This window comes from Nocardia callitridis, from assembly GCF_039543305.1.
GTDB lineage: Bacteria > Actinomycetota > Actinomycetes > Mycobacteriales > Mycobacteriaceae > Nocardia > Nocardia callitridis.
In genome coordinates this window covers 1929587-1955974 of the sequence record NZ_BAABJM010000002.1, presented here as the reverse complement: position 1 = coordinate 1955974, position 26388 = coordinate 1929587, and the positions used below count along the sequence as shown (strand labels likewise).

Sequence of the window (26388 nt, the reverse complement as noted above, 5' to 3'; positions counted from 1 at the left end):
CCTCGGGTGGTTCGGCGGGGTATGACCACAAGGCGATGGGGATTACCGCGAAGGGTGCGTGGGAGAGCGTCAAGCGGCACTTCGCCGAGTTGGATCTCGATACGCAGTCCACGGATTTCACGGTGGTGGGTGTGGGTGACATGAGTGGTGATGTGTTCGGTAACGGGATGTTGTTGTCCGAGCACATTCGGTTGGTGGCGGCGTTCGACCACCGGCATATCTTCCTCGACCCCAGCCCGGTGGCGGCGGCGTCGTTCCGTGAACGCGCTCGCCTTTTCGAGCTGCCGCGTTCGTCGTGGGCGGATTACGACACCTCGTTGATCAGCGCGGGCGGCGGCGTCTACGACCGGTCGGCCAAATCCATCGAGATCACCCCGCAGGTGCGTGCCGCGCTCGGTCTCGACGCCGAGGTGCGCAGGCTGTCACCGCCGGAGATGATCAGGGCGATTCTGTGCGCCGAGGTCGATCTGCTCTGGAACGGCGGCATCGGCACCTACATCAAGGCGAGCACCGAGACCAATGCCGAGGTCGGCGACAAGTCCAACGACGCGGTGCGGGTGAGCGCGAATCAGTTGCGGGCCACCGTGATCGGCGAGGGCGGCAACCTCGGTGCCACCGCGCTCGGTCGAATCGAATACTGCCGAGGCGGCGGCAGGATGAATACCGATGCCCTCGATAACTCGGCGGGGGTGGATTGCTCCGACCACGAGGTCAATATCAAGGTGTTGCTCGATGCTCTCGTCTCCGGCGGGGAACTGCCACGCGCACAGCGCAATCCACTGCTGGCCTCGATGACCGACGAGGTGTCCGAGCTGGTGCTGCGCGACAATATCTCGCAGAACTTCCGCCTGGGGATGTCGCGCGCCGAAGCGGTGGCGATGTCGACGGTGCACCGGCGACTGCTCACCGACCTGGAGACCCGCCACGGACTCGACCGACAGCTGGAGGCGTTGCCCACCGACGCGCAAATGAAACAGCGGATCGAGGAAGGTAAGGCCCTCACTTCCGCGGAACTGGCCAATCTCATGGCACACGTGAAGCTTTCGCTGAAGTCCGAGCTACTGGCCGGTGAGCTGCCCGACAGCCCCGCGTTCGCCTCGGTGCTGCCGAACTACTTCCCCGGCCCGCTGCGTGAGCGCTTCGCCGAGGCCATCGACAAGCATCCGCTGCGCAGGCAGATCGTGGCGACCGTGGTGATCAACGACATGGTCGACTACGGCGGCATCACCTATGCCTTCCGGCTCGCCGAGGAGGCGGGCGCGACCACCGACGACGCCGTCCGCGCGTTCGCGGCGGCGGTGGAGATCTTCGATCTGCACGAACTGTGGCAGCGCATCCGGCAAGCGCCGGTGCCCGCCGTCGTGCGCAACGAGCTGGAGCTGGAGTCCAAGCGCACCCTCGATCGGGCCTCGCGTTGGTTGTTGGCCAACCGGCCACAACCCATCGCGATCGCCGCCGATATCGCCCGTTACCAGGGCGGCGTGCGGGAACTCGCCGCGGCGGTGCCCGGCTGGTCGACCGGATATCTCGCGCAGGATCTCGCGCGGCGTTCCCACGGCGTGATCGAACGCGGTGCGCCGCGAAAGCTCGCCGAGGAGGTGTTCGGGCTCATCCATCGGTTCGGGTTGCTCGATGTGCGCGATGTCGCCGACCTCGCCGAGCGCGAGCTCGCCGAGGTGGGGCAGCTGTACTACGCGCTCAACGAGCATTTCGAGATCGAACGCCTGCTGACCGCGGTCGGCAAGCTGGAGCGCGGTGATCGTTGGCGGACCCTGGCCAGGCTCGCGGTGCGCGACGACCTCTATGACTCGCTGCGCTCGTTGACTCTCGACGTGCTCTCGGGAACCGAGCCGCAGGACGACGTCGCGGAGAAGGTGGCTTACTGGGAGTCGACCAACCGACCCAGGCTGGCGCGTGCCGGTGCCTCGCTGGCGCAGATCTTCGGCGTGAGCACCTACGACCTGGCGACACTGTCGGTCGCGGCGCGACAGGTGCGCAGCATGGTCAGCGGCGGCGAGTCCACCACGGCGGGCGCGCTGGGCTGACCGGAACGCCGGGTGCCCGCCTCGCGCGAGCTTCGAGTCAGCCGCCGGGCACTCGCGTTCCGCATGCGCCGCAGAATCGGGCCGTGGCAACGACTTCGGTGCCACAGTCGGTGCAGCGGCGGGGTGCGGGCGCGGCGACGCGGTCACCGCACTGCGCACAGAACCGCGCGTCCGCCGGGTTACCGGTATGGCCACAACCGGCGCACGCCCGACCCGGCGCGGCGGGTGTGCCGGTGCGTTCGGAGGTGACCGCGCCGAGCATTCCGGCGGGCGCCGACTGCCCCAGTGCCTGCAAACCCATTGCCGCGCCGAGGAATCCGGTCTCCAACCCGGCACCCTTGCTGAGCCCTTCGCCGGCGCCGAGGGCGAGTTCGCCCGCGGCATACCGCTGGAAGTCGCCGGTGAGGCGAATGTAGGTGACGTCCTTGGCCAAGCGTTTGAGTCGCTCCGCGTCCTCGGGTGCCAAGGTGATGTCGAAATTGCCGAGGCGAGCGATACGCAGGCCGTACTGATAGAGCGCGATATTGGCTTGGCGCAATGCAGCCGCTTCGATGGACTCCAGCTGCGCCGACAGGCCCATGATCGGCCACTCGCCTTCGGAAATGCCCTTGGTGACAGCGACTTTCATTGATTTCATGAGCAGATCCGCCGCCCAGTTGCGCACGGTGTCCGGGTCGGTCAGGTCGGCGGTGCCCGTCAACGAGGCCAGCAATTCGGCGGGGTCGCGGACGGTGAGCGCGTATTCGCCGAATACCCGCAGCGTCACCACCTGTTCGGTGACCGGGTCGACGACGTCGGCCAATCGCCCGCCGAACTTGAGACCGGCGAACTCTCTGGTGGAGACGAAGTACAGCTCGGCGCGGTAGTAGTTGCCGCCGGTGACCGAATCGACGAGGGCGCCGAGTACCGGCAGTTCCTGCGCGTCGATGCGGTGGCGGCCGGGACCCATGGCCGCGAGTACCCGTCCCGATCGCACGAACAGGGCGATCTCGTCGGCATTGACCATCGCGCGGCTGTAACGGCGGATGTTCACGTCGGGCCACTTGTAGATCAGTTGATTCTTGCGATCCTCGGGGACCGCGATGAATTCCCGTTCGAACCAGGCCATGTGGGCGCTCCCTAGAAATATTTTCCTCGATCGTACCGATGGATAGCGGCTCGATCAATGCTGGTCAGGACGGAATTTGTGCTACCGTCTCGAAGTTTTGCGATGTCCAACGGGTCACGACCGCGATGTTCCTGTTGAACGTACCGCTGCATGGCGGTACATTAAGCAACGATATGATCGCCATCACGTGAAAGGCCGTCTCCAATGACCACAGTTCGACCTCCCGGGGAGGCACCGGAGTCTGTGCACACAGGCGCACTCCACGACGAGGACGCGGGCTATCACAAGTCGCTGCGCCCCCGTCAGCTACAGATGATCGCGATCGGCGGTGCGATCGGTACCGGGCTCTTCCTCGGCTCCGGTGGCCGGTTGCACGACGCGGGGGCGGGGTTGTTCCTGGTCTACGGCGTCTGCGGCATCTTCGTGTTCTTCATCCTGCGAGCACTCGGCGAGCTGGTCCTGCATCGCCCCTCCTCGGGGTCGTTCGTCTCCTACGCGCGTGAGTTCTTCGGCGAGAAGCTGGCCTTCGCGGTCGGGTGGATGTACTTCTTCCACTGGTGCATGACCGGCATCGTAGACATCACCGCGATCGCGACCTATGTCCATTTCTGGGGAGCGTTCGAGGCGATACCGCAGTGGTTGATCGCGCTCATCGCGCTCGGCATCGTGGTCGGCATCAACATGGTGTCGGTCAAGTGGTTCGGTGAGCTCGAGTTCTGGGCGGCGCTGATCAAGGTCGTCGCGTTGGTCGGCTTCCTGATCATCGGCACTGTGTTCCTCGCGGGACGCTTCGAGGTGGACGGACAGCAGACCGGCTTCAGCGTCATCTCCGACAACGGCGGCCTCTTCCCCAGTGGTTTCCTGCCGCTGGTCCTGGTCACTACCGGTGTCGTGTTCGCGTACGCCGCGGTCGAGCTGGTCGGTACGGCGGCCGGTGAGTCGGAAAACCCGGAGAAGATCATGCCGCGCGCGATCAACTCCGTCATCGCTCGGATCGCACTGTTCTACGTCGGATCACTGGTGCTGCTCGGTCTGTTGCTGCCCTACACCGTGTACAAGGCGGGTGAGAGCCCCTTCGTGACGTTCTTCTCCCGCATCGGCGTCGACGGTGCCGGATCGGTGATGAATCTCGTGGTGCTGACCGCGGCCTTCTCCAGTCTGAACGCCGGGCTGTATTCCACAGGCCGCATCCTGCGCTCGATGTCGATGAACGGCAGCGCGCCGACCATCGCCTCCAGAATGTCGCAGGGCGGTGTTCCGTATGTCGGCATCCTCGCCACCGGCGCGATCGCGCTGATCGGCGTCGGACTCAACGCGGTGGTGCCGGACAAGGCCTTCGAGATCGTGCTCAACATGTCCGCGCTCGGCACCGTCGCGGCGTGGGCGGCGATCATCGTCTGCCAGCTCCAACTGTGGCGGTGGGCCAAGCAGGGACGAGTGGAACGCCCCTCGTTCCGCCTGATCGGTGCGCCGTACACCAGCGTCGCGACACTGCTGTTCCTGGTCGCTGTCGTCCTGCTCATGGCGTTCAGCGACGACGAATTGCAGCGCGGTGCCGTGATCGCCATGGCATTCACGGTGGTTCCGCTGATGGTCGTCGGTTGGTTCTTCGCCAGGAAGCGGGTGTTGCTCATCGCCGCCATCCGTCAGGGGCACACCGGTCAGTTCCCGGTCGTGGCGGAACGTCCCGCGAGCAACCGCAACGGGGACTCCGTGGTGGTGCTCGACAAGCAGGACAGCCCCGACGAGCCCGAGGGCCCCTCGGGCTCCGGGGGCTCGGGCACCGACCAGAAGTAGTGCGACGAGCCCGAAATATCGAGTGAAACCCGTCCGCCCCGAGCCGAAACGCTCGGGGCGGACCGCATTCCCAACCCTGGGGATGACCAACGTGCATGCGCAGAGGAGGCCGACCAGAATGAGGTCCCGTTCGAACGGTGGGTCTGAGAGGTTCGCATGGCGGAGCACCCGAGCGCATCCGAGCACCGGCCGATGCACCCGTGGTCGAACCGACGAATACGCGGCACCGAGGTGCCTCGACGCATGCCGCACCCGTGGACCAGTCGCCGTTCCCGCAATACCGAGGTGCCCGCGCGAATCGCGCACCCGTGGTCGGGTCCCCGCATCGCCGAAAACCGGTTCGCGACAACGGAACCACCGGATACCGAGCCGGAGTCGATCGAGGTCGAGTCGGAGCCCGAATCGCCGTCGCGCGCGCGGGAGCGCGTCGAAGACGCGCTGCTCGCGCAGTTGGAATCCGAACCCGCTTCCGGGCGCAGCGCGCGCTCCCGGCCGAGCGTTCGTCGGCTCGGGGACGGGCTGGTCGCGATGCCCAAGGTGAGTCCGCTCGACCCCCGTGGCGCGATGCTCGAGACCCCGGAAGTGCCCGAGCACAAACGTTTCTGCTGGAAATGTGAGCAGCCCATCGGGCGCACCGACGAGTTCGGTCCGGGTGAGCTGTCCGGAGTCTGCGGACATTGCTTCTCGCCCTTCAACTTTCGTCCCGCACTCCAGCCCGGCGAGATCGTCTCCGAGCAATACGAAGTACAGGGTTGCCTCGCGCACGGCGGACTCGGCTGGATCTACCTCGCGATCGACCGCAATGTCAGCGACCGCTGGGTGGTCTTGAAAGGTCTGCAGAACCCGCTGGATTTCGAGGCGCACGTCGTCGCGCTCGCCGAACGCCAGTTCCTGTCCGAAGTCGCCTACCCCGGCATCGTCAAGATTCACAACTTCGTCAAGCATCGGTCGACGCGCGAGGTCGCCGACGGCTACATCGTGATGGAGTACGTCGGCGGTCGCTCGCTGAAGAAGATGCTCGATCTTCGTGAGCCGCAACGGCTTCCCGTCTCAGACGCGATCGCGTTCATGATGGAGATCCTGCCGGCGCTCGACTACCTGCACTCGTTCGGACTTGCCTACAACGATCTCAAGCCCGACAACATCATGGTCAGCGAGGACGAGGTCAAACTCATCGACCTCGGTGCGGTCGCCGCCATGGAGTCCTACGGAAGCATCTACGGCACCCCCGGTTATCAAGCGCCGGAGATCACCGACACCGGCCCCACGGTCGCCTCGGATATCTACACCGTTGGCCGCACCATGGCCGCGCTGATCACGAGCCTGCCGAAGAACGCCGAGGGCCACTATCTGCCGGGGATTCCGACGCCGGAGCAGGAGCCGTTGTTCGCGCGCTATCCCGCGTTGTATCGCCTGCTGCTGCGTGCCACCGACGCGGTGCCGCACCGGCGTTTCCCCTCCGCCTATTCGATGTATTGCCAGCTGGCGGGGACGCTGCGGATGGTGCTCGCCGCCGATTCCGGCGCCGAGCATCCGCAGGCCTCCATCGAATTCGGTTCCATGCGTGGCGATTTCGGGATCGAAACGCTGATCGGGCAGACCGACGGCATGATCGACGGCACGTATCGACGGCCCGAGCTCGCCCCCGCGAGTGTGGTGGAGGCGCTACCCGTCCCGTTGATGGGCAGCGAGGATCCCAGCGCCGACCTGTTGTCGACCCTGCTGCACGGCGACCCGCGCCACGCCCTCGACACGTTGCGGCGCACCGCCGACCGGATCGTCTCCGGAACGATCGCCGAGCCGGAAACCTTCGAGCTGGAGGGCACATTGACCGCGGTGCGCGCGCACCTCGATCTCGGCGACGTGGTCTCGGCCGGTGACCGTCTCGCCGACCTGCGGCCGCGCTACAGCGCGGACTGGCGGGTCGACTGGTACAGCGCGATCGCCGCGCTGCTGGACGGCCAGTACGAACGCGCCTTCGGTTACTTCGACACCGTCCACGGCATGCTCCCCGGTGAACTCGCCCCGGCGCTCGCGCTCGCTGCCGCCGCGGAACTAGCTCTGCAACAGGGCGATTCCGAGGATCTGCGGTGGCACCGGCTCGCGACCGAGTACTACCGGTCGGTGTGGCGCACCAACCACGGTGTGGTGAGCGCGGCGTTCGGTCTCGCGCGCAGGCTCGTCGCCGACGGCGCGCTCACCGAAGCCGTGCGGGTGCTCGATCAGGTACCGGCGGCGTCGCGGCATTACGGTGTCGCGCGGATGACCGGGTGTTTGCTACTGGTGTCGCAGCCGATCGCGGAGACCTCGTCGACCGACCTTGCCGAAGCCGCGACCCGGCTCACCGCCGCCGAGGACGAGCCGAGGGCGCCGCAACTGCGCGTGGTCATCGTTGGCGCCGCGCTGGAGTGGTTGCGCACCTCGGGGGAGCCCGAATGCGACGAGGAAACGATCCTTGGTTACCCGGTCACGATGCTGGGTCTGCGGCGTGGACTCGAAACGAGCCTGCGCACGCTGGCTCGTTCGGCGCCGCATCGACTGCACCGCTATCAGCTCATCGATCTGGCCAACAGCGTGCGACCCAAGACCAGATGGTGAGGGGTCAGTCCGGCTGCCTGGTCACCGCGAGCAGTGCGGGCGCGCTGAGCACCACCAACAACCACAGCCAGTTGCCCGTGGTCGCCGCGAGCGTGATGGCGAAAGCCGCTGCCGCGCCGAACAACACCACGAGGCGGGGGATCGGGTTCGTGGACGCCTCGGACGCGGCGGGCACGGACGTGCGGACCGGCTCTACGCCCTCGGGGGCGGCGCCGGGCAGATCGGTGAACACCTCGGCCAGTTGATTCTTGTCGACAGCCGCGACGACCGTCGCGCTGCGCTCGTCGAATTCGCTCAGTGCCAACCTGCCCGTACCGAGATGTCGAGACAATTCCGCCAGTGCTCGTTCCCTGTCCGCGACAGTCGCCCGAGAGCTCACCGTTTCGCTCATGCGGGGAAGGATAGGCCGATTGCCGTGCGCCGGGGTAGGCGCGGTCGCCATCCTCGGGAAGCGCGTCGGTAGCTGAAGTTTCGCCGGAGCCGGTGGTGCGGGTCATACCGAGGGCGCGCTGGCCGCCAATCGTAACCGGTATGTGGTTTCCTTGTGATATGGCGGGTGTTGAGTACACGATCGATCAACTGGCGCGTGAGGCCGGTACGACGGTCAGGAGCCTCCGGGTCTACCACGAGCGCGGCGTGCTGCCGCCGCCGCAGGTGAAGGGTAGAACGGGGTTCTACAGCGCGGAGCATCTCAATCGGGTGCGTACGATCAGCAGGTTGCTCGATCGGGGGATCAAGCTCAACGGCATCAAAGAACTGCTCAATGCCTTCGGCCGTGGCGACAATCTCGGTGACCTCCTGAACGAGCCCGACGGCAGATCGGCGGAGTCGGGGACGGCCGCCGGGTCGGACGTCCCGGCCGAGCCCGCGGAATCTGAGACAGTGGCGGCGACCGAGCTGGCCGAACGGTATCGCGATGTGCCCGACGGCTTCGCGCGGGTCGTCGGTGCCGGCCTGTATCAACCGGTCGACGCGCAGACCTATCGGGTCGCCGACCCCGGTTCGCTGCGGGTGGTCGAACAGCTGCTGATCATCGGCGTCGACCTCGCCGACTCGCTCGGCGAGTTGGAGCGGCTGCGCGCCGACGCCGACCGGATCGCGCATCGCTTCATCGATCTCTTCCACCGTGGAGCATGGTCGAAATTCCAAGCCTCGGCGCGGGATTCGACCGATCTCGCCGAATTGGCGGCAGGGGTCGCGGTGCTGCGCGAGGTGGCGGGTGCGGCCGAGGGGATGTTGGTGAACCGTTCCGTCGCAAGGCAACTCGATCAGGACGACGAGCTCGCCGCCGCGCTTTCGGGGGAATGATCCGTCGCGGCGACCACGGGCGTCGGCGCGCGAAATGCCGAATGTTCACCTGTTCTCAACCCTGGCCATACGAGCCGGTAACGAGCCGTTATTCAACGGTATGTTAGTAGGAGCAAGGCGCTTTCAGCCCTACGAACGGCGGCGGTATCGGTAGACCGCGTCGCGGAACGCGCACCTACCTAGGTAGGTGCGCACCCGACATACCGATGCGCGCCGCCTTGTCGTGCCTGGACAATCTCACAGTCGTTAGAGGCGGAGATTGGTATGGGTAATGGGAAGCGTGACGCTGTGGATGCAGATGTCGCTCGACGGTTTCGCCGAGGGGCCTGATCAAGCGATCCACTGGCCGGTGGTGGACGAGGAGTTGTGCGAGTCCTTCTTGGACGAGCTACGCGCGGCGGACATGTTCTTGTACGGCCGCAAGACCTACGAGATCATGGCGAGTTTCTGGCCGACCGCCGATGTCGATCCGGCGATCTCGCAGTTCTACGTCGAGTTCGCGCGGTGCTGGAAACAGGTGCCGAAGCTGGTGTTCTCCCGCGAGCTACGCAGCGCGGGCTGGAACACCAGGGTCGTCGGCGAAGAGATGGTCGAGGAGATCACCGAACTGCGTGAACGATCCGACCGCAACATGGTCCTGTTCGGTGGGGCCGAGATCGCCTCGGAGTTCATCACCCACGACCTGGTCGACGAATACCGGCTGTTCGTCCACCCGATACTGCTCGGTGGTGGCGTGCCACTGTTCCCGACCCCCACGGTCATGTCGGGACTACACCTGGTGGACGTGATGACCTTCGACAGTGCTGTGGTGCAGATGCATTACCAGCAGCGGGTGCAGGCGGCGGTCTGAGCGCGGCGGGCATCGCGGCTCGATGAGGGAATCGCGACGCCCGCCCGCCGTGCGGGCACTCCCGGGCAAATCGCCTGGGAGCGGCCATGATCGCGCCGCGTGCCACGGTTCACCGACGCCGCCGCGTCACGAGAATGTTACTGGTAATTCAGCGGATCCCCGCTGCGTGGACTAACTTTCGTCGGTATGTCCCTGGTATCGGCGCGTGGCGGTGTGTTGGCCGCACCCACCAGTGAAATGGTCGGTCGGCAGACGGAATTGGACCGACTCGGTGAATTGCTGCGTATCGGTGCGCGGATGATCAGTGTGATCGGCCCCGGCGGCATCGGTAAGACGCGGTTGGCCGCGGAGGCGCTGCGGCGTGCGCGCGACACCCAGCACCGTCCGGTCTACTGGGCACGGCTGGCCGAATGGGAAGTCGGACGCCCGGCGACCGCGCACGCGGCCGTGCTCGCGCCCGAAACCACCGACGTGATCTGCCCGCCGACACCCGATGCGGTGCTCAATATCTTCACCAGTGGTGAATATCCCACCGAGCGTGCGGTACTCGTCCTCGACAGCTGCGAGCACATGCTCGAGGCCGTCGGTGTGATGATCACCGAACTGCTCGCCGTCGCGCCCGACCTGACGATCCTGGCCACCAGTAGGGAGCCGATCGGGTGGGTCGACGAATACATTCTCATGGTCCCGCCGCTGTCGCCCCGCCGTTCGCTCGAATTACTCAGGCAGCGTGCCGAACTCGTGGGCGTTCTGATTCCCGACGACCCCGCCCAGGTGGCGGCCGCCGCGCGCATCTGCCGCAGGGTCGACCATAATCCGCTGTTCATCCGCCTCGCCGCGGCGCGGTTGCGGCACCAGCCACCGGTGGTGGTACTGCGCGAACTCACCGGTGACGCCGACGACAAACGACTGCGCTGGACCCACGGCGCGCGGGTCGGTGCCGAGCCGCGCCATCGTGGTGTGTACGACGTGGTGGCGTGGTCGTTCGCGTTGTGTAGCGCTTCCGAACAATTGCTGTTGGAACGGCTTTCGGTGTTCGCTACGGGCTATGAGAGCGACGAGGAGGCGCCGCGTACCGGGATCGATCTCGAGGCCGTGATCGCGGTCTGTGGCGACGAGCGTCTCCCCGCCGACGACATCGAGCATCTGCTCGAGCGCCTCACCGAACGATCGCTGCTCTCGGTGCATCTGGCGCCGACGACGGGGAGTTGGTACATCCTCGAAAGCGTGCACGTCTTCGCGCGCCAACGCCTGCGCCGTCGGGATCCCGATGAGGCCGACCGGCTCGCGGCCGCGCATCGACGCCACTTCCGTGACCGGGTGGTCGGTGGGCAGCCGCTGCTGCGTCGTCGCCACGACCCCTCCTGGATGGCGTGGGTGCGTTCGGCGTGGAACGACATCGTGCTCGGCATCGAGACCGGACTCGCCGATCCGGGCGAGGCACGGATCGGGCTGGAGACCTCGACGGTGTTGCTCGCGATGTGGGTGCCCTTCGTCAAGGGTGGCAGTCGTGCGCTGACCAGGCTCACCGAGCGCGCGTTGGCGGCGACCGAACGCGACCAGGACAATCGGTCGTTGACCGACGTCGCCGCGCGACTGCTGTGTTGGTCGGCTCTGTGGCAGGGCCGGGTCGAGCGCGCCGATGAATTGTTGGAAGACACCGTGCGTACGCAGCTCGGGCGCACGGTCGCCGAGGGCTGGCGGGCGAGCGCCGATGGCGACCTCGGTCTGCCCGCCGGGGTCGATTGGATGTGCGCGCTCGGTTTGCTGTTGATCGCACAGGATCCACGTGCGATCGCCGTCGCGGCGCGTGCCAGGGACAAGTACGCCGCGCGCGGCGACGAGACCGGTGCCAAGCACAGCGGGGTGATGGTGGCGTTCTGTGCGGCGCTGCTCGGCTCGCGCGAACAGGCACTGGCCTACACCCAACGACATCTGATCACGGTGGGAGCGTTGGGATCCGCGGTGCCGACAGCATGGGCGGAGATCGTGCGGGCGATCGCGCTCGCCAAACACGACGGTGCCGACGCGGCCGACGTACTCGCCACGGGCGTGCTGTCCAGGTACTCCGGCACCAACGATGTGTGGACGACGAGCTGGGCCGTCGGCGCCCGCATCCTCGTGGCCAAGTCGCGCCTGCACGACGCGCTGACCTCGGAGGAGGCGAGTAGGGCTGCCGCGGAGATCGCGTTCCTGATCGGTGGTTTTCAGGAGCGCAGCCGCGCGGTCGGCGTGGTCTTGGATCGGGTTCCGCTGCTGGCCAGCGAGATTCGTGACGCGGCTGACAAGGCGCGCGCGGTGCTCGGTGACCGCGGCTACGCCACCGCCGAGCAACGGACGCGCCAGCGTGGCGATCGATCGACCCCGTGGTGGTGCCGCAGCGACCCGACCGGCACGCAGCGCGCCGCACGCACGGCGAGGGTCGCCGAGACGGTCGCTGCCGAGGTGGTGGCAGCCGGGCCGATCCACGACGGGACGGCGGAGGTGATCCACGACGGCACGGTCGAGCCGGTCGGCGCGCGATACACCGACGCACGCTGGAATCAGCTGTCCAGGGCAGAACGCGACGTCGCGGTGTTCGCGGCGGCGGGCTGGCCCAACAGCGCCATCGCGCTCGAACGGCGCAGCTCGATCCGCACCGTCGACGCACAGGTCGCCTCGATTCGGCAGAAGCTGATGATCACCTCACGCACCGACATCGTCGGCTTCGTTCCGGCGGAACTCGGTGAGCAGGTACGCCGAGAGTCGCGACGAAAGCCAGATCGGGTCGGCAGGCGAACTCGACCTCGCTAGAGTGCTCGGACAGGGGTTTCGACATCGACAGGTGAGCAAGCATGTCAGCAGTGCGCCCCGACAGCGCCGAGTTACCCTTCACGCCGGGCGATTTCGTCGGCAGGCACGCTGAGCTTCGCCGCGTCGATGAGCTGCTGGCCTGCCCGAACAACCGGCTGATCACGCTGGTAGGACCCGGCGGCATCGGCAAGACCACGCTCGCCGCCGAGATCGTCCGCAGACAGCGCGCCATGCCGCACCGCACCGCGTGGGTCTCGCGCCTTGGCCGGTTGGCGCATTTCGCCGAAACCGAGACGGTGGCGGCCGAGGTGCTGCGCACGGTGGGAACGACCGCGACGGCCGACGCCTCGCCGATCGCCGGTCTGGCCGCCGCGTTCAACGGCGGCAACCTCTCGGGCCTCGACCGGCCGATCCTGATGCTGGACAACTGTGAACACGTGTTGCCGGGAGTCGGGGCGCTGATTCTCGATCTGTTGGCGGCGGCGCCCGCGCTGACCATCCTCGCCACCAGTCGTGAACCGGTTGGTTGGATCGACGAGCATCTGGTGATCGTGCCTCCGCTGGCGGCCGAGCAGGCGGCCGAACTGTTTCGCAGGCGCGCCGAGCGCACCGGCCGCGCGATCCCGCAGGATCAGCAACACCGGGAAGTCATCGAAGGCATCTGCCGACATGTCGACCACAATCCATTGTTCATCCGACTGGCCGCCGCGCGGCTGCGCCACCGCACACCGTCGAAGGTGTTGCGCGAACTCAGTGGCGACACCGACGACCGGAGGATGCGGTGGCCCGCGGGTGCCACCGTGGGTGTCGAACAACGGCACCACAGCGTGCGTGACGTGATCGCCTGGTCCTACGGGCTGTGCACGGAGCAGGAACAATTACTGTTGGATCGGATGTCGGTCTTTGCCACCGGCTGGGAGCGCGAAAGCGACGAAATTCTCGGTGCCGGAACCGAACTGGACGACATCATCGCGGTCTGCGCCGACCGGCAGTTGCCGAGGAATCGGATCGGGCAGCTGTTGGAGCGAATGACCGAGCGTTCACTGGTCTCGGTGCATCTCGGGCCCACCGCGGCACGCTACTACCTGCTGGAGAGCGTCGCGGTGTTCGCGCGCGAGCGGCTCGCGCGACGTCGTGACGAACTCTCCGAGCGGTCGTTGCTGATCAGGCTGCGGCGTCACTACCGAGATCGGATCGCTGCGGGTCCTGCGGTCTGGTACAGCACACAGGAAGCCGAATGGCTGGAGTGGGCGCGGTGCGCGTGGGGCAATATTCTGCTCGCCATCGAATCCAGCCTCGATGATCCCGACGAGGCCGCGGTCGGTCTGGAAATCGCCGCGGTGCTCCTGCAACTGCGCGTCCAGTTCCCCGCGAATGCCTACCATTTGTTCACCGTTCTTACCGAGCGAGTATTGGAAGTGACCGGGCGGTCGGAATCGCCGCCCGCGCGACTTCGGCTCACCGCCACGGCGTTGATCGCCTGGGTTTTGATCTGGCAGGGACGAGGCGAACGGTCGGCGCGGCTGCTCGACGCGTGTGTTGCCGAATTCATCGACGACCCCGCCACGCGCGAAAACTGGCGTGCCGATGCCGATGCCGATCTCGGGCTGCCCGCCGCGGTCGAGTTCACCTGGGGCGTCGAGCTCTTTCTAGTACAGGACTCTCGCTCGATCACCGTGTTGTCCAGGGCGGGTGGGAAATTCGCCGAAGCAGGTGAGCGTTCGGCCGCGATTCGTAGCAAGACGTTCGAAATGCTGGCTGTCGCGAGCCTGTCCGATTCGCACCGCGCGCTCACCGGGACCGCCGGTCATCTGGCCGATGTGGTCGCCGCCGAAGCGGGCTGGGCGGTGTCCTGGGCGGAACTGGCTCGCCTGATCGCGCTCTCGCGGCACGCGGACCCACGGGCGGCGGTGGCGATGGGGCGCGCCGCGTTGGCGCGTCATCTCGACGGCAGCCACAGCTGGACCGCGGCGGCGATTACGCATTTCACCACCGTCGCGATGGCCAATGTTCTCGCCAAGCGCGCGGCCGATCCTCAGGAGCCCCGAACGCGTCTGGTCGGCGCCGCCACCGAACTCGCGTCGCTGGAAGGGGGCCTTGTCACCCTGTGGCGATCGATGGGTATGGCGACCGAGGAGGTCGCGATCCTTGCGGGCGGTAACCGGTTCGTCGCGGAGGTGGGCAGGTCGATACTCGGTGCGCACGCTTACACTGTGGCTGCCGAGCGCGGAGCTCGCCTACGACCCGAACGCGACGAGTTGCGTCGTTTCATGCTCGGCGAGCTCGAATTACACGGCGACACAGGGAAAGAGGTCACCGGGCAAGAGGTCACGGTGCAAGTTGACGGCGGGCAAGAAGGCGCCCGGCGCGACGGCGCCGGGCCGGGCGCCGCCCGAGGGGCCGGGCGTGACGGCGAGCGAGGGGAGCAGCGGTGGCGTGAACTCTCGCCCGCCGAAGCGGATATCGCGGTGCTCGCCGCCGCGGGGTGGCCCAACAGCGCGATCTCGGCTCGCCGTGGCAGTTCCATCCGTACGGTCGATGGCCAGGTGGCCAGCGTCTTACGCAAACTGCGCTGTGCCAACCGGGTCGAAATCACCCGTCATGTGCCGGTCGAACTGCGTGAACGGGTCACGCGCGAGACCGGTCGACGGCGCGGGTCTGGCGAGCAGGGACGCTGAGATGTGCGGCGTGGGCGCCGCTCAGATCAGGACTCCGTCGTAGCAGCTGCTCGAGGAGTGCCACGTTGTCTGCGGTGCCTCGCCCGCGTCGAAGGCCCACTGGTCGATCGGCACGGCCGCCTTCCAGTACAGGAAGCCGTTGGCATCGGAGACCACCTGGTAGACGTCTTCGGCGCCCTCGATGAGTTGGCTTCCGACGCAATAGTCGGTGTACCCGGTGCCCGGCTGGCGTGCGCCCGCGCTGAAGCGTCCAGCCGGATTGCTCGCGGCGCCGGGGTTGCTGACGGTGCTCGCCGCGTCGGTCGGCCCGGTACCGAACCAATAGCCGCCGCCCCTGCCGTCGTTGCCGCAGGTGAATCCGGAACCGCCCGCGACGGCTGATTCGCCCTCGGCGTAGGGCGCGCCCGCCCAGAGGCATCCGACACCGGTATCGGCCGAGGCCGTGCCCGCCCCGAATCCCGTACCGGCCGCGACGACGGCGGCCAGGGTGGCGAACGTGCAGGCGGCCAGGGTGGTGGTTCGCGCGCGGTGGTCGTCGGCTGTCCGCATCGACGTCTCACTTTCCGTGGTGTATCTCGCGGCCCTCGGACCGGAGAGCCTGCGCGCACGTCGATTAACGTGCCGTCGCCTATAGGGATAATCGGGACGGGCGTGGTGTCCGGGATCGTGCCGGGAAACCATTACCGTGCCGATTCGAAAAATGTTGTGGCACTACTGGTTCGAACCAGCCAAAAGCTGGTCGCGGAACTGATCAGCAGGAGCCGGACGACAGTCGGCAGACCGTCCATCCGCTGCCGTCGGCGCGAGGCACGCGCACCCAGCTGGAGCCGTTGCCCGAACCGGCGGTGTTGCTGCTGTTGCTCTCCGCGGGCTGGTTGTGGTTGTTGTGGTAGTTGCGCCGATTCTGGTTCTGCTCGTTGATCTTGGTTCGGCTGTTCTCCGAGTGGTTGTAGCCCATCGGGTCGATGTGGTGCCAGCCGGTGGTGTCGCGCCCGCTGTTCGAGCTGCTGTTGTTGCCACCGCGCGAATGATCCGAGTGCGCACCGGAATCCGCGAATGCTGTGCCCGTCGGTGCGCTGACGAGGGCTCCGGCGATCGCCGTACACGCGAGCAGCCGTCGTGTGGTCGTCGCGGGGATGCGAGTGGTCATGTGACTCTCCGTTCGAGCTGTATGCGGTCGGGAGCGAAGTCCCGGCCCGGTCAGCGACTCACGGTCTATCGTGCCGCTATATAACGACACATTAATCGGCGGTGTAATGGATGTCCAGAGGGTTGTCAGTCGTGGGAATCTCGCGCGGTGACTCGTTCCGGCGCGCGGACACCACCGGCCTCGCCCCGGTCCGAAGACCGAGACGAGGCCGGTGTGTTCGCCGCGCCCAGCGCGACGACGCGAACTACCGCATCAGCGAACTACGGCGTCAGCGCACGGCGGCCGCGGCGGCGACCATATTGCGCAGCGCCGCCGTCACCTCCACCGGGCCGCGGGTTTTCAAGCCGCAGTCCGGGTTCACCCAGAGCCGCTGCGCGGGAACAGCTTTCAACGCCGCCCGCAACGAGGTGGTGATCTCCTCGACGCTGGGAACCCTGGGCGAGTGGATGTCGTACACGCCGGGGCCGACCCCGAGGTCGAAGCCTTCCGCGTTGAGGTCGTCGAGCACCTCCATGTGCGAGCGGGCCGCCTCGATCGAAGTCACGTCGGCATCCAGCCCGGCGATGGCGTCGATCACCGCACCGAACTCCGAGTAGCACAGGTGCGTGTGGATCTGGGTCGTGTCCGCGACACCCGAGGTCGCCAGCCGGAAGGACTGCACCGACCACTCGAGGTACGCGGGCTGGTCGACCGCGCGCAACGGCAACAACTCGCGCAACGCGGGCTCATCGACCTGAACGATGCGGATACCCGCACCCTGCAGATCCACCGTCTCGTCGCGAATCGCCAAGGCCACCTGCCGCGCCGAATCGGCCAACGGCTGGTCATCACGCACGAACGACCACGCCAGAATGGTCACCGGCCCGGTGAGCATGCCCTTGACCGGCTTCTCGGTCAGGGACTGCGCGTAGGTGATCCAGTCCAGCGTCATCGCCGTCGGCCGAGCCACGTCCCCGAACAGGATCGGCGGACGCACGCACCGGGTGCCGTAGGACTGGACCCAGCCCAACTCGGTCGCCGCGAAGCCATCGAGTTGCTCGGCGAAGTACTGCACCATGTCGTTGCGCTCCGGCTCGCCGTGGACCAACACGTCGAGGCCGAGTTCCTCCTGGAGCGCGATCACCTCGGCGATCTCGGCGCGCATCCGCCGGATGTACTCCTGCTGATCGATCTCACCCTTGCGCAGCGCCGCCCTGGCCAACCGGATGGCCGAGGTCTGCGGGTAGGACCCGATGGTGGTGGTCGGCAGCGACGGCAGTCGCAGTCGATCCCGTTGCAGCGCCCTGCGTTCCTCGGCGGGCGCCCTACGCAGGGCCTCGGCGTCGAGCCCGGCCAGTCGGGCACGCACCTGTGGATCCTCCAGCCGGCGATCCGCCTTACGCGAGGCCAACGCCGCACGCGTGGCGGCCAATTCGGCGCCGATCGCCTCGGGACCCTCGGCCAGCCCCGTCGCGAGCAGCCGCACCTCGGCGACCTTCTCCGCGCCGAAGGCCAGCCACGAACGCAGCCGCTCCTCCAGCCCGGTCTCCACCGCCAGGGTGTAGGGCACGTGCAGCAGCGAGCACGAGGTGGATACCGCGACGCTGTCCGCACTGCCGAGCAGGGTGGCGAGCATGGCAAGACCATGGTCGAGATCGGCGCGCCAGACATTGCGTCCATCGACCAATCCCGCGACCAACAGCTTGTTCGCCAACGCGGGGACCTCGGCCACCGCGGCGACATCGACACCCGCGGTGAAATCGAGTGCGACCGCATCGATATCGGTCCCGGCCAGGGCGGGCAACGCCGCATCGGGGTGACCGAAGTAGGTGGCCACCAGGATCGCGGGACGTTCGGCCGCCGAGGACAATTCGGCGTAGGTGGTGCGCACCGCGTCGAGTTCGTCCGCCGTCAGATCGGTGACGAGCGCCGGTTCGTCGAGCTGTACCCACTGCGCGCCCGCCTCGGCGAGCAGTCGCAGCAATTCGCGATACAGCCCGACCAACTCGCCCAGTCGGTCCAGCGGTGATCCGGTGGCGGACTTGGCCAACTTCAGGAAGGTGATCGGCCCGACCACCACCGGCCGAGCCGGTACGCCCAGCTCGATCGCCTCACGCAGCTCCTGCAGTACCTTCTCCGGATTCAGCGAGAACGTCGTGTCCGCGCCGATCTCGGGCACCAGGTAGTGGTAGTTCGTGTCGAACCATTTGGTCATCTCCAACGGCTCGACGGTGTCGTTACCGCGCGCGGCGGCGAAATACCGATCCAGCGGATCCGCGATATCCGCGACCCTCGGCGGCAACGCGCCGAGCAACACGGCGGTATCGAGTACCTGGTCGTAGTACGAGAACGTGCCTACCGGGATCGAGTCGAGGCCGGCGGCCAGTAGTTCGGCGAACTGATCACGCCGCAGGTCCCGTGCGACGGCGTGCAGCGCGTCGGCATCGATCCTGCCCGCGAGATAGGACTCGGTGGCCCGCTTGAGCTCACGCCGCGGGCCGACCCGTGGGAGTCCGAGAACTGTTGCGGTGAACGGCTTCTGAGATGAAACAGTCATGTGGCTTCTCCAGTGCTGAGGTAGCAGACCATCGCCGGGGCGTGCGGAGAACCCTTCGACCCGCCGGAGAACCCGGTAGGGGAGCCCGACACATCGAAGTAGTGGTCCGCGCGCCCATATCCACGAGGCGGTGGCCGCCGGATACGGCGTATCCGGCACAGTTGGCAGGTCTTCGGACTCACAGGCACCGACCCCTACGGGCCGACCTACTGACCGTCGCTTCCCGAGCGACCCGCTCGCGCGTGCCGTGCTCTCAGTGCGTCATGACGGTGGTCGTTCCTGCATACCGCTGCGGGACAGTCCCGGATTCCCACCGGGTTCCCTCTTCACCGTTTCGTCCTGCGGACGATCGGGCTCGGCACCTCCGCACGACGTAGGGGCTCCATCTCGTACGCGCTTCGGTGAACCAGCTGCACCCTCGAGCATAGGCGTTCGAACGCGGTGCCCGCGCCCGGTGTCCGGTCACCCAGCGCGCGGGCGCAGTCGTGCCAGCGCACGGCCCGTGTGGGGGATGTTTCCGCCATGTCACCCGGACTTCGCAACGCTGCCATGTTCGGTTGTGAAGATCGGCGAGATCGGGAGTTGCCTATAGTGCCTGGGCTGAGCGCCAGGTACCTTGAATCAATGTTCTCGAAAGTGTTGGTTGCAAACCGTGGTGAGATCGCGATCCGTGCTTTCCGCGCGGCGTACGAACTCGGCATCGGGACCGTCGCCGTGTTCCCGTACGAGGATCGTAATTCGGTCCACCGACTGAAAGCGGCCGAGGCGTACCAGATCGGCGAGGAGGGCCACCCCGTCCGGGCCTACCTCTCGATCGACGCGATCATCGATGCCGCCGTGTCGGCGGGCGTCGACGCCATCTACCCCGGTTACGGATTCCTCTCCGAGAACCCCGATCTCGCCGCCGCGTGTGATCGTGCGGGCATCACCTTCATCGGTCCTTCCGCGCACGTGCTCGAACTGGCGGGCAACAAGGCGCGTGCGATCGATGCGGCACGGGCCGCGGGGCTTCCCGTGCTTCGTTCGAGTGCGCCCAGTGCCGACGTCGACGAATTGCTCGCGGCCTCGGCGGAATTGGACTACCCGATCTTCGTGAAGGCGGTGGCCGGTGGCGGCGGACGTGGCATGCGTCGTGTAGCCGAGCCGGAATCGCTGCGGGAGTCGATCGAGGCCGCCTCGCGCGAGGCGGAGTCGGCGTTCGGCGATCCGACCGTGTTCCTCGAGCAGGCGGTGGTGAACCCACGCCACATCGAGGTACAGATTCTCGCCGATCGCCACGGCGAGGTGATTCACCTTTTCGAACGAGATTGCTCGGTGCAACGACGGCATCAGAAGGTTGTGGAGCTCGCACCCGCGCCGAACCTGGATCCCGCGGTGCGCGAGCGCATCTGCGCGGACGCGGTGGCGTTCGCGCGCCAGATCGGCTACAGCTGCGCCGGCACGGTGGAGTTCCTGCTCGATGAGCGCGGCAACCACGTCTTCATCGAGATGAATCCGCGTATTCAGGTGGAGCACACGGTGACCGAGGAAATCACCGATGTCGATCTGGTGCAGGCGCAAATGCGGATCGCGGCGGGGGAGTCGCTGCGTGAGCTGGGGCTGAGTCAGGAATCGATCACGGTGCGCGGCGCGGCGTTGCAATGCCGCATCACCACCGAGGACCCCGCCAACGGATTCCGGCCCGACACCGGCAGGATCACCGCCTACCGCACGCCGGGTGGTGCCGGTGTCCGCTTGGACGGCGGCGCGACCCTCGGCGCGGAGATCGGCGCCTACTTCGATTCGATGCTGGTGAAGATCACCTGCCGTGGAAGGGATTTCGACGCGGCGGTGAGCAGGGCCAAGCGTGCGCTCGCCGAGTTCCGCATTCGCGGCGTGAGCACCAACATTCCGTTCCTGCAAGCGGTACTCGACGATCCGGATTTCGCGGCGGGACACGTCACCACTTCGTTCATCGAGGAACGCCCGCAGTTGCTGACTCTGCGCGGCTCGGCCGACCGCGGCACCAAGATCCTCAACTACCTCGCCGACATCACGGTCAACAAGCCGCACGGTGAGCGTCCGACGACGGTGTACCCGCACGACAAATTGCCGAACATCGACCTCACGGTGGCGCCGCCGGACGGTTCGCGGCAGCGGCTATTGCGTTTGGGGCCGGAGGGTTTCGCGCGCGACCTGCGTGCACAGCGGGCGGTGGGCGTTACCGACACGACATTCCGTGACGCACACCAGTCCCTGCTGGCGACGCGTGTGCGGACCAAGGGCCTGCTCGGTGTCGCGGGACACGTGGCACGGTTGACACCGGAGTTGTTGTCGATCGAGGCTTGGGGCGGCGCGACTTACGATGTGGGCCTGCGGTTCCTGTACGAGGACCCATGGGAGCGGCTGGCCGCCCTGCGCGAAGCGGTGCCGAATATCTGCTTGCAGATGTTGCTGCGTGGCCGCAACACCGTGGGGTACACGCCGTATCCGGAGCGGGTGACGCGCGCGTTCGTTTCCGAGGCGACCGCGACCGGCATCGATATCTTCCGCATCTTCGACGCGCTCAACAATGTCGACCAGATGCGCCCCGCGATCGACGCGGTGCGCGAGACCGGCACCGCGGTCGCCGAAGTCGCGCTGTCCTACACCGGCGACCTGTCCGACCCCGACGAGACGCTCTACACGCTGGACTACTACCTGAAGCTCGCCGAGCAGATCGTCGAGGCGGGTGCGCACGTCATCGCGATCAAGGACATGGCGGGACTCCTGCGCGCCCCCGCGGCGGCGACGTTGGTGTCGGCGTTGCGCGCACGGTTCGACCTGCCGGTGCACGTGCACACCCACGACACGCCCGGCGGCCAGTTGGCGACCTACCTCGCGGCGTGGCAGGCGGGCGCGGACGCCGTCGACGGCGCGAGCGCGGCATTGGCGGGGACCACGAGTCAGCCCGCGTTGTCGGCGATCGTGGCCGCCGCGGCGCACAGTGAGTTCGACACGGGGCTGAGCTTGTCGAGGGTATGCGACCTGGAGCCGTACTGGGAAGCGTTGCGGAAGGTGTACGCGCCCTTCGAATCCGGGATTCCCGCACCGACGGGCCGGGTATACACCCACGAGATCCCCGGCGGTCAGTTGTCGAATCTGCGGCAGCAGGCGATCGCGCTCGGCTTGGGGGACCGGTTCGAGGAGGTCGAGGCCAGATACGCGGCGGCGGACCGATTGCTCGGCCGCCTGGTGAAGGTCACCCCGTCGTCGAAGGTGGTCGGCGACCTGGCGTTGGCGCTGGTGGGCACCGGCGTCGAGGTCGAGGATTTCGCCAATGATCCGGCCAGCTACGACATTCCGGATTCGGTGATCGGCTTCCTGCGTGGCGAATTGGGGGAACCGGCGGGCGGCTGGCCGGAACCCTTCCGCACCCGCGCGCTTGCCGGACGCGGGCCAGCGAAACCCGAAACCCCGCTCACCGACGAGGACAATGCCGGACTCGACGGCACCTCCGAGCAGCGTCGCGCGACCCTCAACCGGCTGTTGTTCCCCGGCCCGACCAACGAATTCCTCGCGCACCGGGAAAAGTACGGCGACACCATGGGTTTGTCGGCGAACCAGTTCTTCTACGGACTGCGCCACGGCGAGGAACACCGTGTCGAGTTGGAGAAGGGTGTCACGCTGCTGATCGGTTTGGAGGCCATCTCCGAACCCGACGAGCGCGGCATGCGCACGGTGATGTGCATTCTCAATGGGCAACTGCGGCCGGTCGCTGTGCGTGACCGGTCCATCGCCAGCGACGTTCCCGCCGTGGAGAAGGCGGACAAGGGCAACCAGAGCCACGTCGCCGCACCCTTCGCGGGTGTCGTGACATTGTCTGTCGCCGAAGGTGATTCGGTATCGGCGGGCGACACCGTCGGTACCATCGAGGCGATGAAGATGGAGGCAGCCATCACCGCGCCGCGCGCGGGCACCGTCGGCCGGGTGGCGATCGGCGCCGTGCAGCAGGTAGAAGGTGGCGATCTGTTGATCGAGTTGGCTTTGCGCGAGTCCTCGGTGCAGTGACGAGGATCGTCGCGGGATCGGTCGGTGGGCGGCGCCTGATGGTGCCGCCCACCGGTACCCGACCCACCTCCGACCGGGTGCGCGAAGCCGTGTTCAGCGCGCTCGATGCGCGCGTGGACTTCGAAGGGCTGCGTGTCCTCGATCTCTACGCCGGTTCGGGCGCGCTCGGATTGGAAGCCCTCTCGCGCGGCGCGGCGCAGGCGTTGCTGGTGGAATCCGACCGCAAAGCCGCGGCGGTCGTGCGAACCAATATCGCCGATCTCGGCCTGACGGGAGCGTCGCTGCGCGTGGGAACGGTGGCCTCGGTCCTCGGCGGATCGGTGCTCGCCACCGAAGACCGATTCGACCTGGTCTTCTCCGATCCGCCGTACGCGGTGGACGAGGCGGCGATCGGCGCCGATCTGCGCGCCCTCGCCGAGGGTTGGCTCGCTCCCGAGGCCGTGCTCGTGCTGGAACGATCGAGCCGGTCGCCGCACACCCGGTGGCCGGCAGGCTATGTCGCGACGAAGCCGCGTCGCTACGGCGAAACCCGCATCGAGATAGCCACTTTCGGTTAGAACGTGGGCGACGCGGGTGCGCTTGCCCACGATCGGGTGGTGCGATGGTGGCACCGCGCGCTAGCGTTTGTGCCATGGCAGGAGCACTGTGCACCGGATCCTTCGACCCGGTGACCAACGGACATATCGACGTCTTCACCCGCGCGGCGGCGCAGTTCGACGAACTCATCGTCACCGTCATGATCAACAAGAGCAAGAAGGGCATGTTCAGCGTCGACGAGCGCATCCAGATGCTGCGCGAGTCGACCGAACACCTGCCGAACGTGCGGATCGAGTCCTGGTACGGCCTGTTGGTCGACTTCGCGGCAGAGCAGGGCGTCAGTGCGATCGTGAAGGGCCTGCGGGATGCGGGTGATTTCGGCTACGAGCTACAGATGGCGCAGATGAACAAGAAGATCGGCGGCGTCGAGACCTTCTTCATCGCCGCGAATCCCGTATACAGCCACCTGTCCAGCTCCCTGATCAAGGAGGTCGCCACGTTCGGCGGCGATGTCTCCGACATGCTGCCCCCGGTCGTGCACAAGCGGCTTATCGAACGTCTCGCCGAACGCGCCGCGGAGAAGTAGCCTCCGCCGTAGCGCCGGTCGTCGCACCAGCTGCGCGTAAGGCCAGCTCAGAACACCCAACCGCGCAGCGCGAGGAAGCGCATGGCGCCGACCGCCGCGCTGATCGCGAGGACCGACGCGGCCTGTGCCGCACCGCCGAGTCCCGGTGCGAGCAAGGCGAGGACGGCCAACGCCGCGGTGCTGATCCCGAGGCCGAGCAGGGCGAGGCCGCCGCCCTCCCACTGTGCGGTGAACCAGCCGACCCGGTCGGAGGCGTGGAAGGTGAGCCTGCGGTGCAGTTCGTTGGCGATCATCGTGCTGACGATCGAGCCGACGACATTGGCGACCAAGGGTCCCGTGCCGTGCATGGCGAGGAACAACAGCACATACGCGACATTGCTCACGCCGCCGACCAGCGCGAACCGGATCAGTTGCGGCAGAGCCCGATCACCGCGCAGGTAGCTCGGCAACTGCTGGAGCGCGGCCGAGGGCACCCTGATCCGCAGCAGCGGGTAGCCGCCGGTCCAGGGCACGAACAAGCTCGTGGCGTAATTCGCCACGGGCCGGTGCCGTTCCAGAACAGTCATCTGTCTTCCGATCGAACGTGAGAGCTCTCGGTGGGGTAACAGCGCTAGGTGCCGTTTTCCTTCCCTCGAGCTACTCGGATTTCCTCATCGACGATCGTTCGACGATCGACACCCTCAATTTAACATCAAGTGGAGGAATATCCTCCACTTGATTCTGTGGCTTGCGAGACACCGACAACGACACACCGGTCAACGACTCGGCCCCAGCCGTGGTGCAGGGCACACTGGGCAGCGGCGGAAAGTTCGCCGTAGGCCGCAGAGAGTGGGGTAGTGAGCATGTATCGCGTATTCGAGGCACTCGACGAGCTCGTCGCCATCGTCGAAGAAGCGCGCGGCATCCCGCCGACCCGCAGCTGCATCGTGCCGAGAGGTGACGTGCTCGAACTGTTGGACGACGTGCGCGACGCCCTGCCCGGTGAGCTGGACGATGCCCAGGACGTGCTCGATATCCGGGACAAGATCGTCGGAGATGCCCGCGACAGCGCCGAGACCACCGTCGCCGACGCCAACAGCGAGGCCGAGCACACCGTCGGCTCCGCCCGCGAAGAGGCCGACCGGATTCTGGCCGAGGCCAAGGCGCATGCCGACCGCATGGTGGCCGAAGCCACCGCGCACGCCGATCACCTGGTGAGCTCGGCGCAGGCCGAGGCCGACCAGGTGGTAGCCGACGGCAACGCCGAATTCGAGGACGTGACCGGACGGGCGAAGGTCGAATCCGACCGGCTGATCGAGGCGGGCAAGGATTCCTACGACCGTTCGCTCGCCGAGGGCGTCGCCGAGCAGGCGAGGCTGGTCTCGGAGACCGAGGTGGTGCGTGCCGCGCACGCCGAGTCCGCGCGGGTGATCGACCGGGCGCACAGCGAGTCCGACCGGATGCGCGAGGAATGCGACCATTACGTCGACGGCAGGCTCGCCGAATTCGAGGAGACCCTCGACGCGATGCTGCGCACCGCGGGTCGTGGTCGGCATCAGCTGCGTACCGGCGGGGGCGCACCGGACTACGCGGCCGAATACCGCCGGTAGTCGCGGTCGCGGGCTCGTTTTGAGATTCCGGCATGCCCTCGCGTATCGTTGAGTGGTTGCCAGTGATCTCTGGACGACTGATCCCCCGACGACGAAGTGAGTCCGTGATGTCCGCCCGTTCCGATTCCGCCTCGCGCTCGCGCACGGCTGCTCGCCGTGAGCCGGACGCGGCGTTCGTGCTCGACGTGCGCAGTCTCGGTCGTCGCGCGGGTACGCAACGCGAAGTGCGCAGGACGCTCACCACCGCCGACCGGATCGGTCTCGACCTGGCCGCCATTCCCCAGGGTGCGGAGGTCGACCTCGACCTGCGGTTGCAGGCCGTGTCCGAGGGTGTGTTGGTCACCGGCAGTGCCACCGGACCGGTGGAGGGCGAATGCTCGCGCTGTCTCGAATCGTTCACCGACGAGGTCGAGATCCAGCTCACCGAGTTGTTCGCCTACCCGGACAGCGTGACCGAGCAGACCACCGAGGACGACGAGGTCTACCGCATGCTGGACGACACGATCGACCTGGAGCCGGTGGTCGTGGACGCTGTCGGTCTCGCGTTGCCGCTGCAACCGCTGTGCACTCCCGACTGCGCGGGCCTGTGCCCGGAGTGCGGTGTTCGGACGGCGAGTGTCGGCCCCGATCACGCGCATGAGATACTTGACCCTCGCTGGGCCGGGCTGGCGAATTTCGCCACCGAATCGCCCGGCAACGGCACCCCGGAATCGGGTGCGGCCGTGCCAGACTCAGAAAACCGATCTGCCGAACCGGCAAGCAATAGAACCAAGGAGAAGTAGTC

At 66.9% G+C, this 26388-nt stretch carries 18 protein-coding genes and 1 riboswitch; of the genes, 12 read left to right on the top strand and 6 right to left on the bottom strand.

The window, feature by feature from the left end; translation table 11 throughout:
- Nucleotides 1-2045: NAD-glutamate dehydrogenase domain-containing protein (locus ABEA50_RS17615; RefSeq protein ID WP_345496495.1), on the top strand; the 2045-nt coding region annotated here is incomplete at its 5' end.
- A 37-nt stretch (nucleotides 2046-2082) separates the two neighbouring features.
- Here ABEA50_RS17615 and ABEA50_RS17610 read toward each other — a convergent pair.
- Complete coding sequence (locus ABEA50_RS17610; protein WP_345496494.1) at nucleotides 2083-3153, bottom strand: SPFH domain-containing protein; 1071 nt, start codon at nucleotides 3151-3153, stop codon at nucleotides 2083-2085.
- Nucleotides 3154-3357: 204 nt separating this feature from the next.
- Between ABEA50_RS17610 and ABEA50_RS17605 the strand changes: the two genes are divergently transcribed.
- Nucleotides 3358-4950, top strand: a complete 1593-nt coding sequence (locus ABEA50_RS17605) for an amino acid permease (protein ID WP_345496493.1) — start codon at nucleotides 3358-3360, stop codon at nucleotides 4948-4950.
- A 243-nt stretch (nucleotides 4951-5193) separates the two neighbouring features.
- A complete protein-coding gene (locus ABEA50_RS17600) occupies nucleotides 5194-7548 on the top strand; it encodes a serine/threonine-protein kinase (RefSeq protein WP_345496492.1) in 2355 nt (784 codons plus the stop codon).
- Nucleotides 7549-7552: 4 nt separating this feature from the next.
- Here ABEA50_RS17600 and ABEA50_RS17595 read toward each other — a convergent pair whose 3' ends face one another.
- Nucleotides 7553-7939 (bottom strand): DUF1707 SHOCT-like domain-containing protein, encoded by a 387-nt coding sequence (locus ABEA50_RS17595; RefSeq protein WP_345496491.1) that lies wholly within the window; start codon nucleotides 7937-7939, stop codon nucleotides 7553-7555.
- A 158-nt stretch (nucleotides 7940-8097) separates the two neighbouring features.
- On the opposite strand from ABEA50_RS17595, the gene ABEA50_RS17590 reads away from it, so the two are divergent.
- The 4 genes from ABEA50_RS17590 (at nucleotide 8098) to ABEA50_RS17575 (ending at nucleotide 15177) form a co-directional block, all read left to right on the top strand.
- Complete coding sequence (locus ABEA50_RS17590; RefSeq protein ID WP_345496490.1) at nucleotides 8098-8856, top strand: MerR family transcriptional regulator; 759 nt, start codon at nucleotides 8098-8100, stop codon at nucleotides 8854-8856.
- A 271-nt stretch (nucleotides 8857-9127) separates the two neighbouring features.
- Entirely contained in the window at nucleotides 9128-9706 is a 579-nt protein-coding gene (locus tag ABEA50_RS17585; RefSeq protein WP_345496489.1) for a dihydrofolate reductase family protein, read from the top strand.
- 186 nt (nucleotides 9707-9892) lie between these two features.
- Nucleotides 9893-12499 carry a helix-turn-helix transcriptional regulator gene (locus tag ABEA50_RS17580; RefSeq protein ID WP_345496488.1) on the top strand — a complete coding sequence of 869 codons (2607 nt, stop codon included), beginning with the start codon at nucleotides 9893-9895 and terminating at the stop codon, nucleotides 12497-12499.
- A 41-nt stretch (nucleotides 12500-12540) separates the two neighbouring features.
- Entirely contained in the window at nucleotides 12541-15177 is a 2637-nt protein-coding gene (locus ABEA50_RS17575; protein ID WP_345496487.1) for a helix-turn-helix transcriptional regulator, read from the top strand.
- Between the two features lie 21 nt (nucleotides 15178-15198).
- Here the strand turns inward: ABEA50_RS17575 and ABEA50_RS17570 are convergent, their stop codons facing one another.
- From ABEA50_RS17570 to metE, 3 genes are all read right to left on the bottom strand, one after another.
- Nucleotides 15199-15726: a hypothetical protein gene (locus ABEA50_RS17570; RefSeq protein ID WP_345496486.1), complete on the bottom strand. Its 528-nt coding sequence runs from the start codon at nucleotides 15724-15726 to the stop codon at nucleotides 15199-15201.
- A gap of 202 nt (nucleotides 15727-15928) precedes the next feature.
- Nucleotides 15929-16327: a hypothetical protein gene (locus tag ABEA50_RS17565; RefSeq protein ID WP_345496485.1), complete on the bottom strand. Its 399-nt coding sequence runs from the start codon at nucleotides 16325-16327 to the stop codon at nucleotides 15929-15931.
- Nucleotides 16328-16595: 268 nt separating this feature from the next.
- Nucleotides 16596-18863: a 5-methyltetrahydropteroyltriglutamate--homocysteine S-methyltransferase gene (gene metE / locus ABEA50_RS17560; RefSeq protein ID WP_345496484.1), complete on the bottom strand. Its 2268-nt coding sequence runs from the start codon at nucleotides 18861-18863 to the stop codon at nucleotides 16596-16598.
- A gap of 146 nt (nucleotides 18864-19009) precedes the next feature.
- Nucleotides 19010-19229: riboswitch (cobalamin riboswitch) on the bottom strand.
- Nucleotides 19230-19487: 258 nt separating this feature from the next.
- Here metE and ABEA50_RS17555 point away from each other — a divergent pair.
- The 3 genes from ABEA50_RS17555 to coaD all read left to right on the top strand — a co-directional run bounded on the left by ABEA50_RS17555 (nucleotide 19488) and on the right by coaD (nucleotide 24015).
- Entirely contained in the window at nucleotides 19488-22892 is a 3405-nt protein-coding gene (locus ABEA50_RS17555) for a pyruvate carboxylase (protein WP_345496483.1), read from the top strand.
- Complete coding sequence (gene rsmD, locus ABEA50_RS17550) at nucleotides 22889-23449, top strand: 16S rRNA (guanine(966)-N(2))-methyltransferase RsmD (protein ID WP_345496482.1); 561 nt, start codon at nucleotides 22889-22891, stop codon at nucleotides 23447-23449. The genes ABEA50_RS17555 and rsmD overlap by 4 nt, the downstream gene beginning before the upstream one ends.
- Nucleotides 23450-23523: 74 nt before the next feature.
- The gene (coaD, locus tag ABEA50_RS17545) at nucleotides 23524-24015 is read left to right on the top strand and encodes a pantetheine-phosphate adenylyltransferase (protein WP_345496481.1); all 492 of its coding nucleotides are present in this window, start codon (nucleotides 23524-23526) and stop codon (nucleotides 24013-24015) included.
- 47 nt (nucleotides 24016-24062) lie between these two features.
- Here the strand turns inward: coaD and ABEA50_RS17540 are convergent, their stop codons facing one another.
- A complete protein-coding gene (locus tag ABEA50_RS17540; RefSeq protein ID WP_345496479.1) occupies nucleotides 24063-24581 on the bottom strand; it encodes a GtrA family protein in 519 nt (172 codons plus the stop codon).
- Between the two features lie 276 nt (nucleotides 24582-24857).
- Here ABEA50_RS17540 and ABEA50_RS17535 point away from each other — a divergent pair, with 276 nt between their 5' ends.
- Both ABEA50_RS17535 and ABEA50_RS17530 read left to right on the top strand, forming a co-directional pair.
- Nucleotides 24858-25604 carry a DivIVA domain-containing protein gene (locus tag ABEA50_RS17535; protein ID WP_345496627.1) on the top strand — a complete coding sequence of 249 codons (747 nt, stop codon included), beginning with the start codon at nucleotides 24858-24860 and terminating at the stop codon, nucleotides 25602-25604.
- Nucleotides 25605-25711: 107 nt separating this feature from the next.
- The gene (locus ABEA50_RS17530; protein WP_345496478.1) at nucleotides 25712-26386 is read left to right on the top strand and encodes a YceD family protein; all 675 of its coding nucleotides are present in this window, start codon (nucleotides 25712-25714) and stop codon (nucleotides 26384-26386) included.
- The last annotated feature ends 2 nt before the right edge of the window (nucleotides 26387-26388 follow it).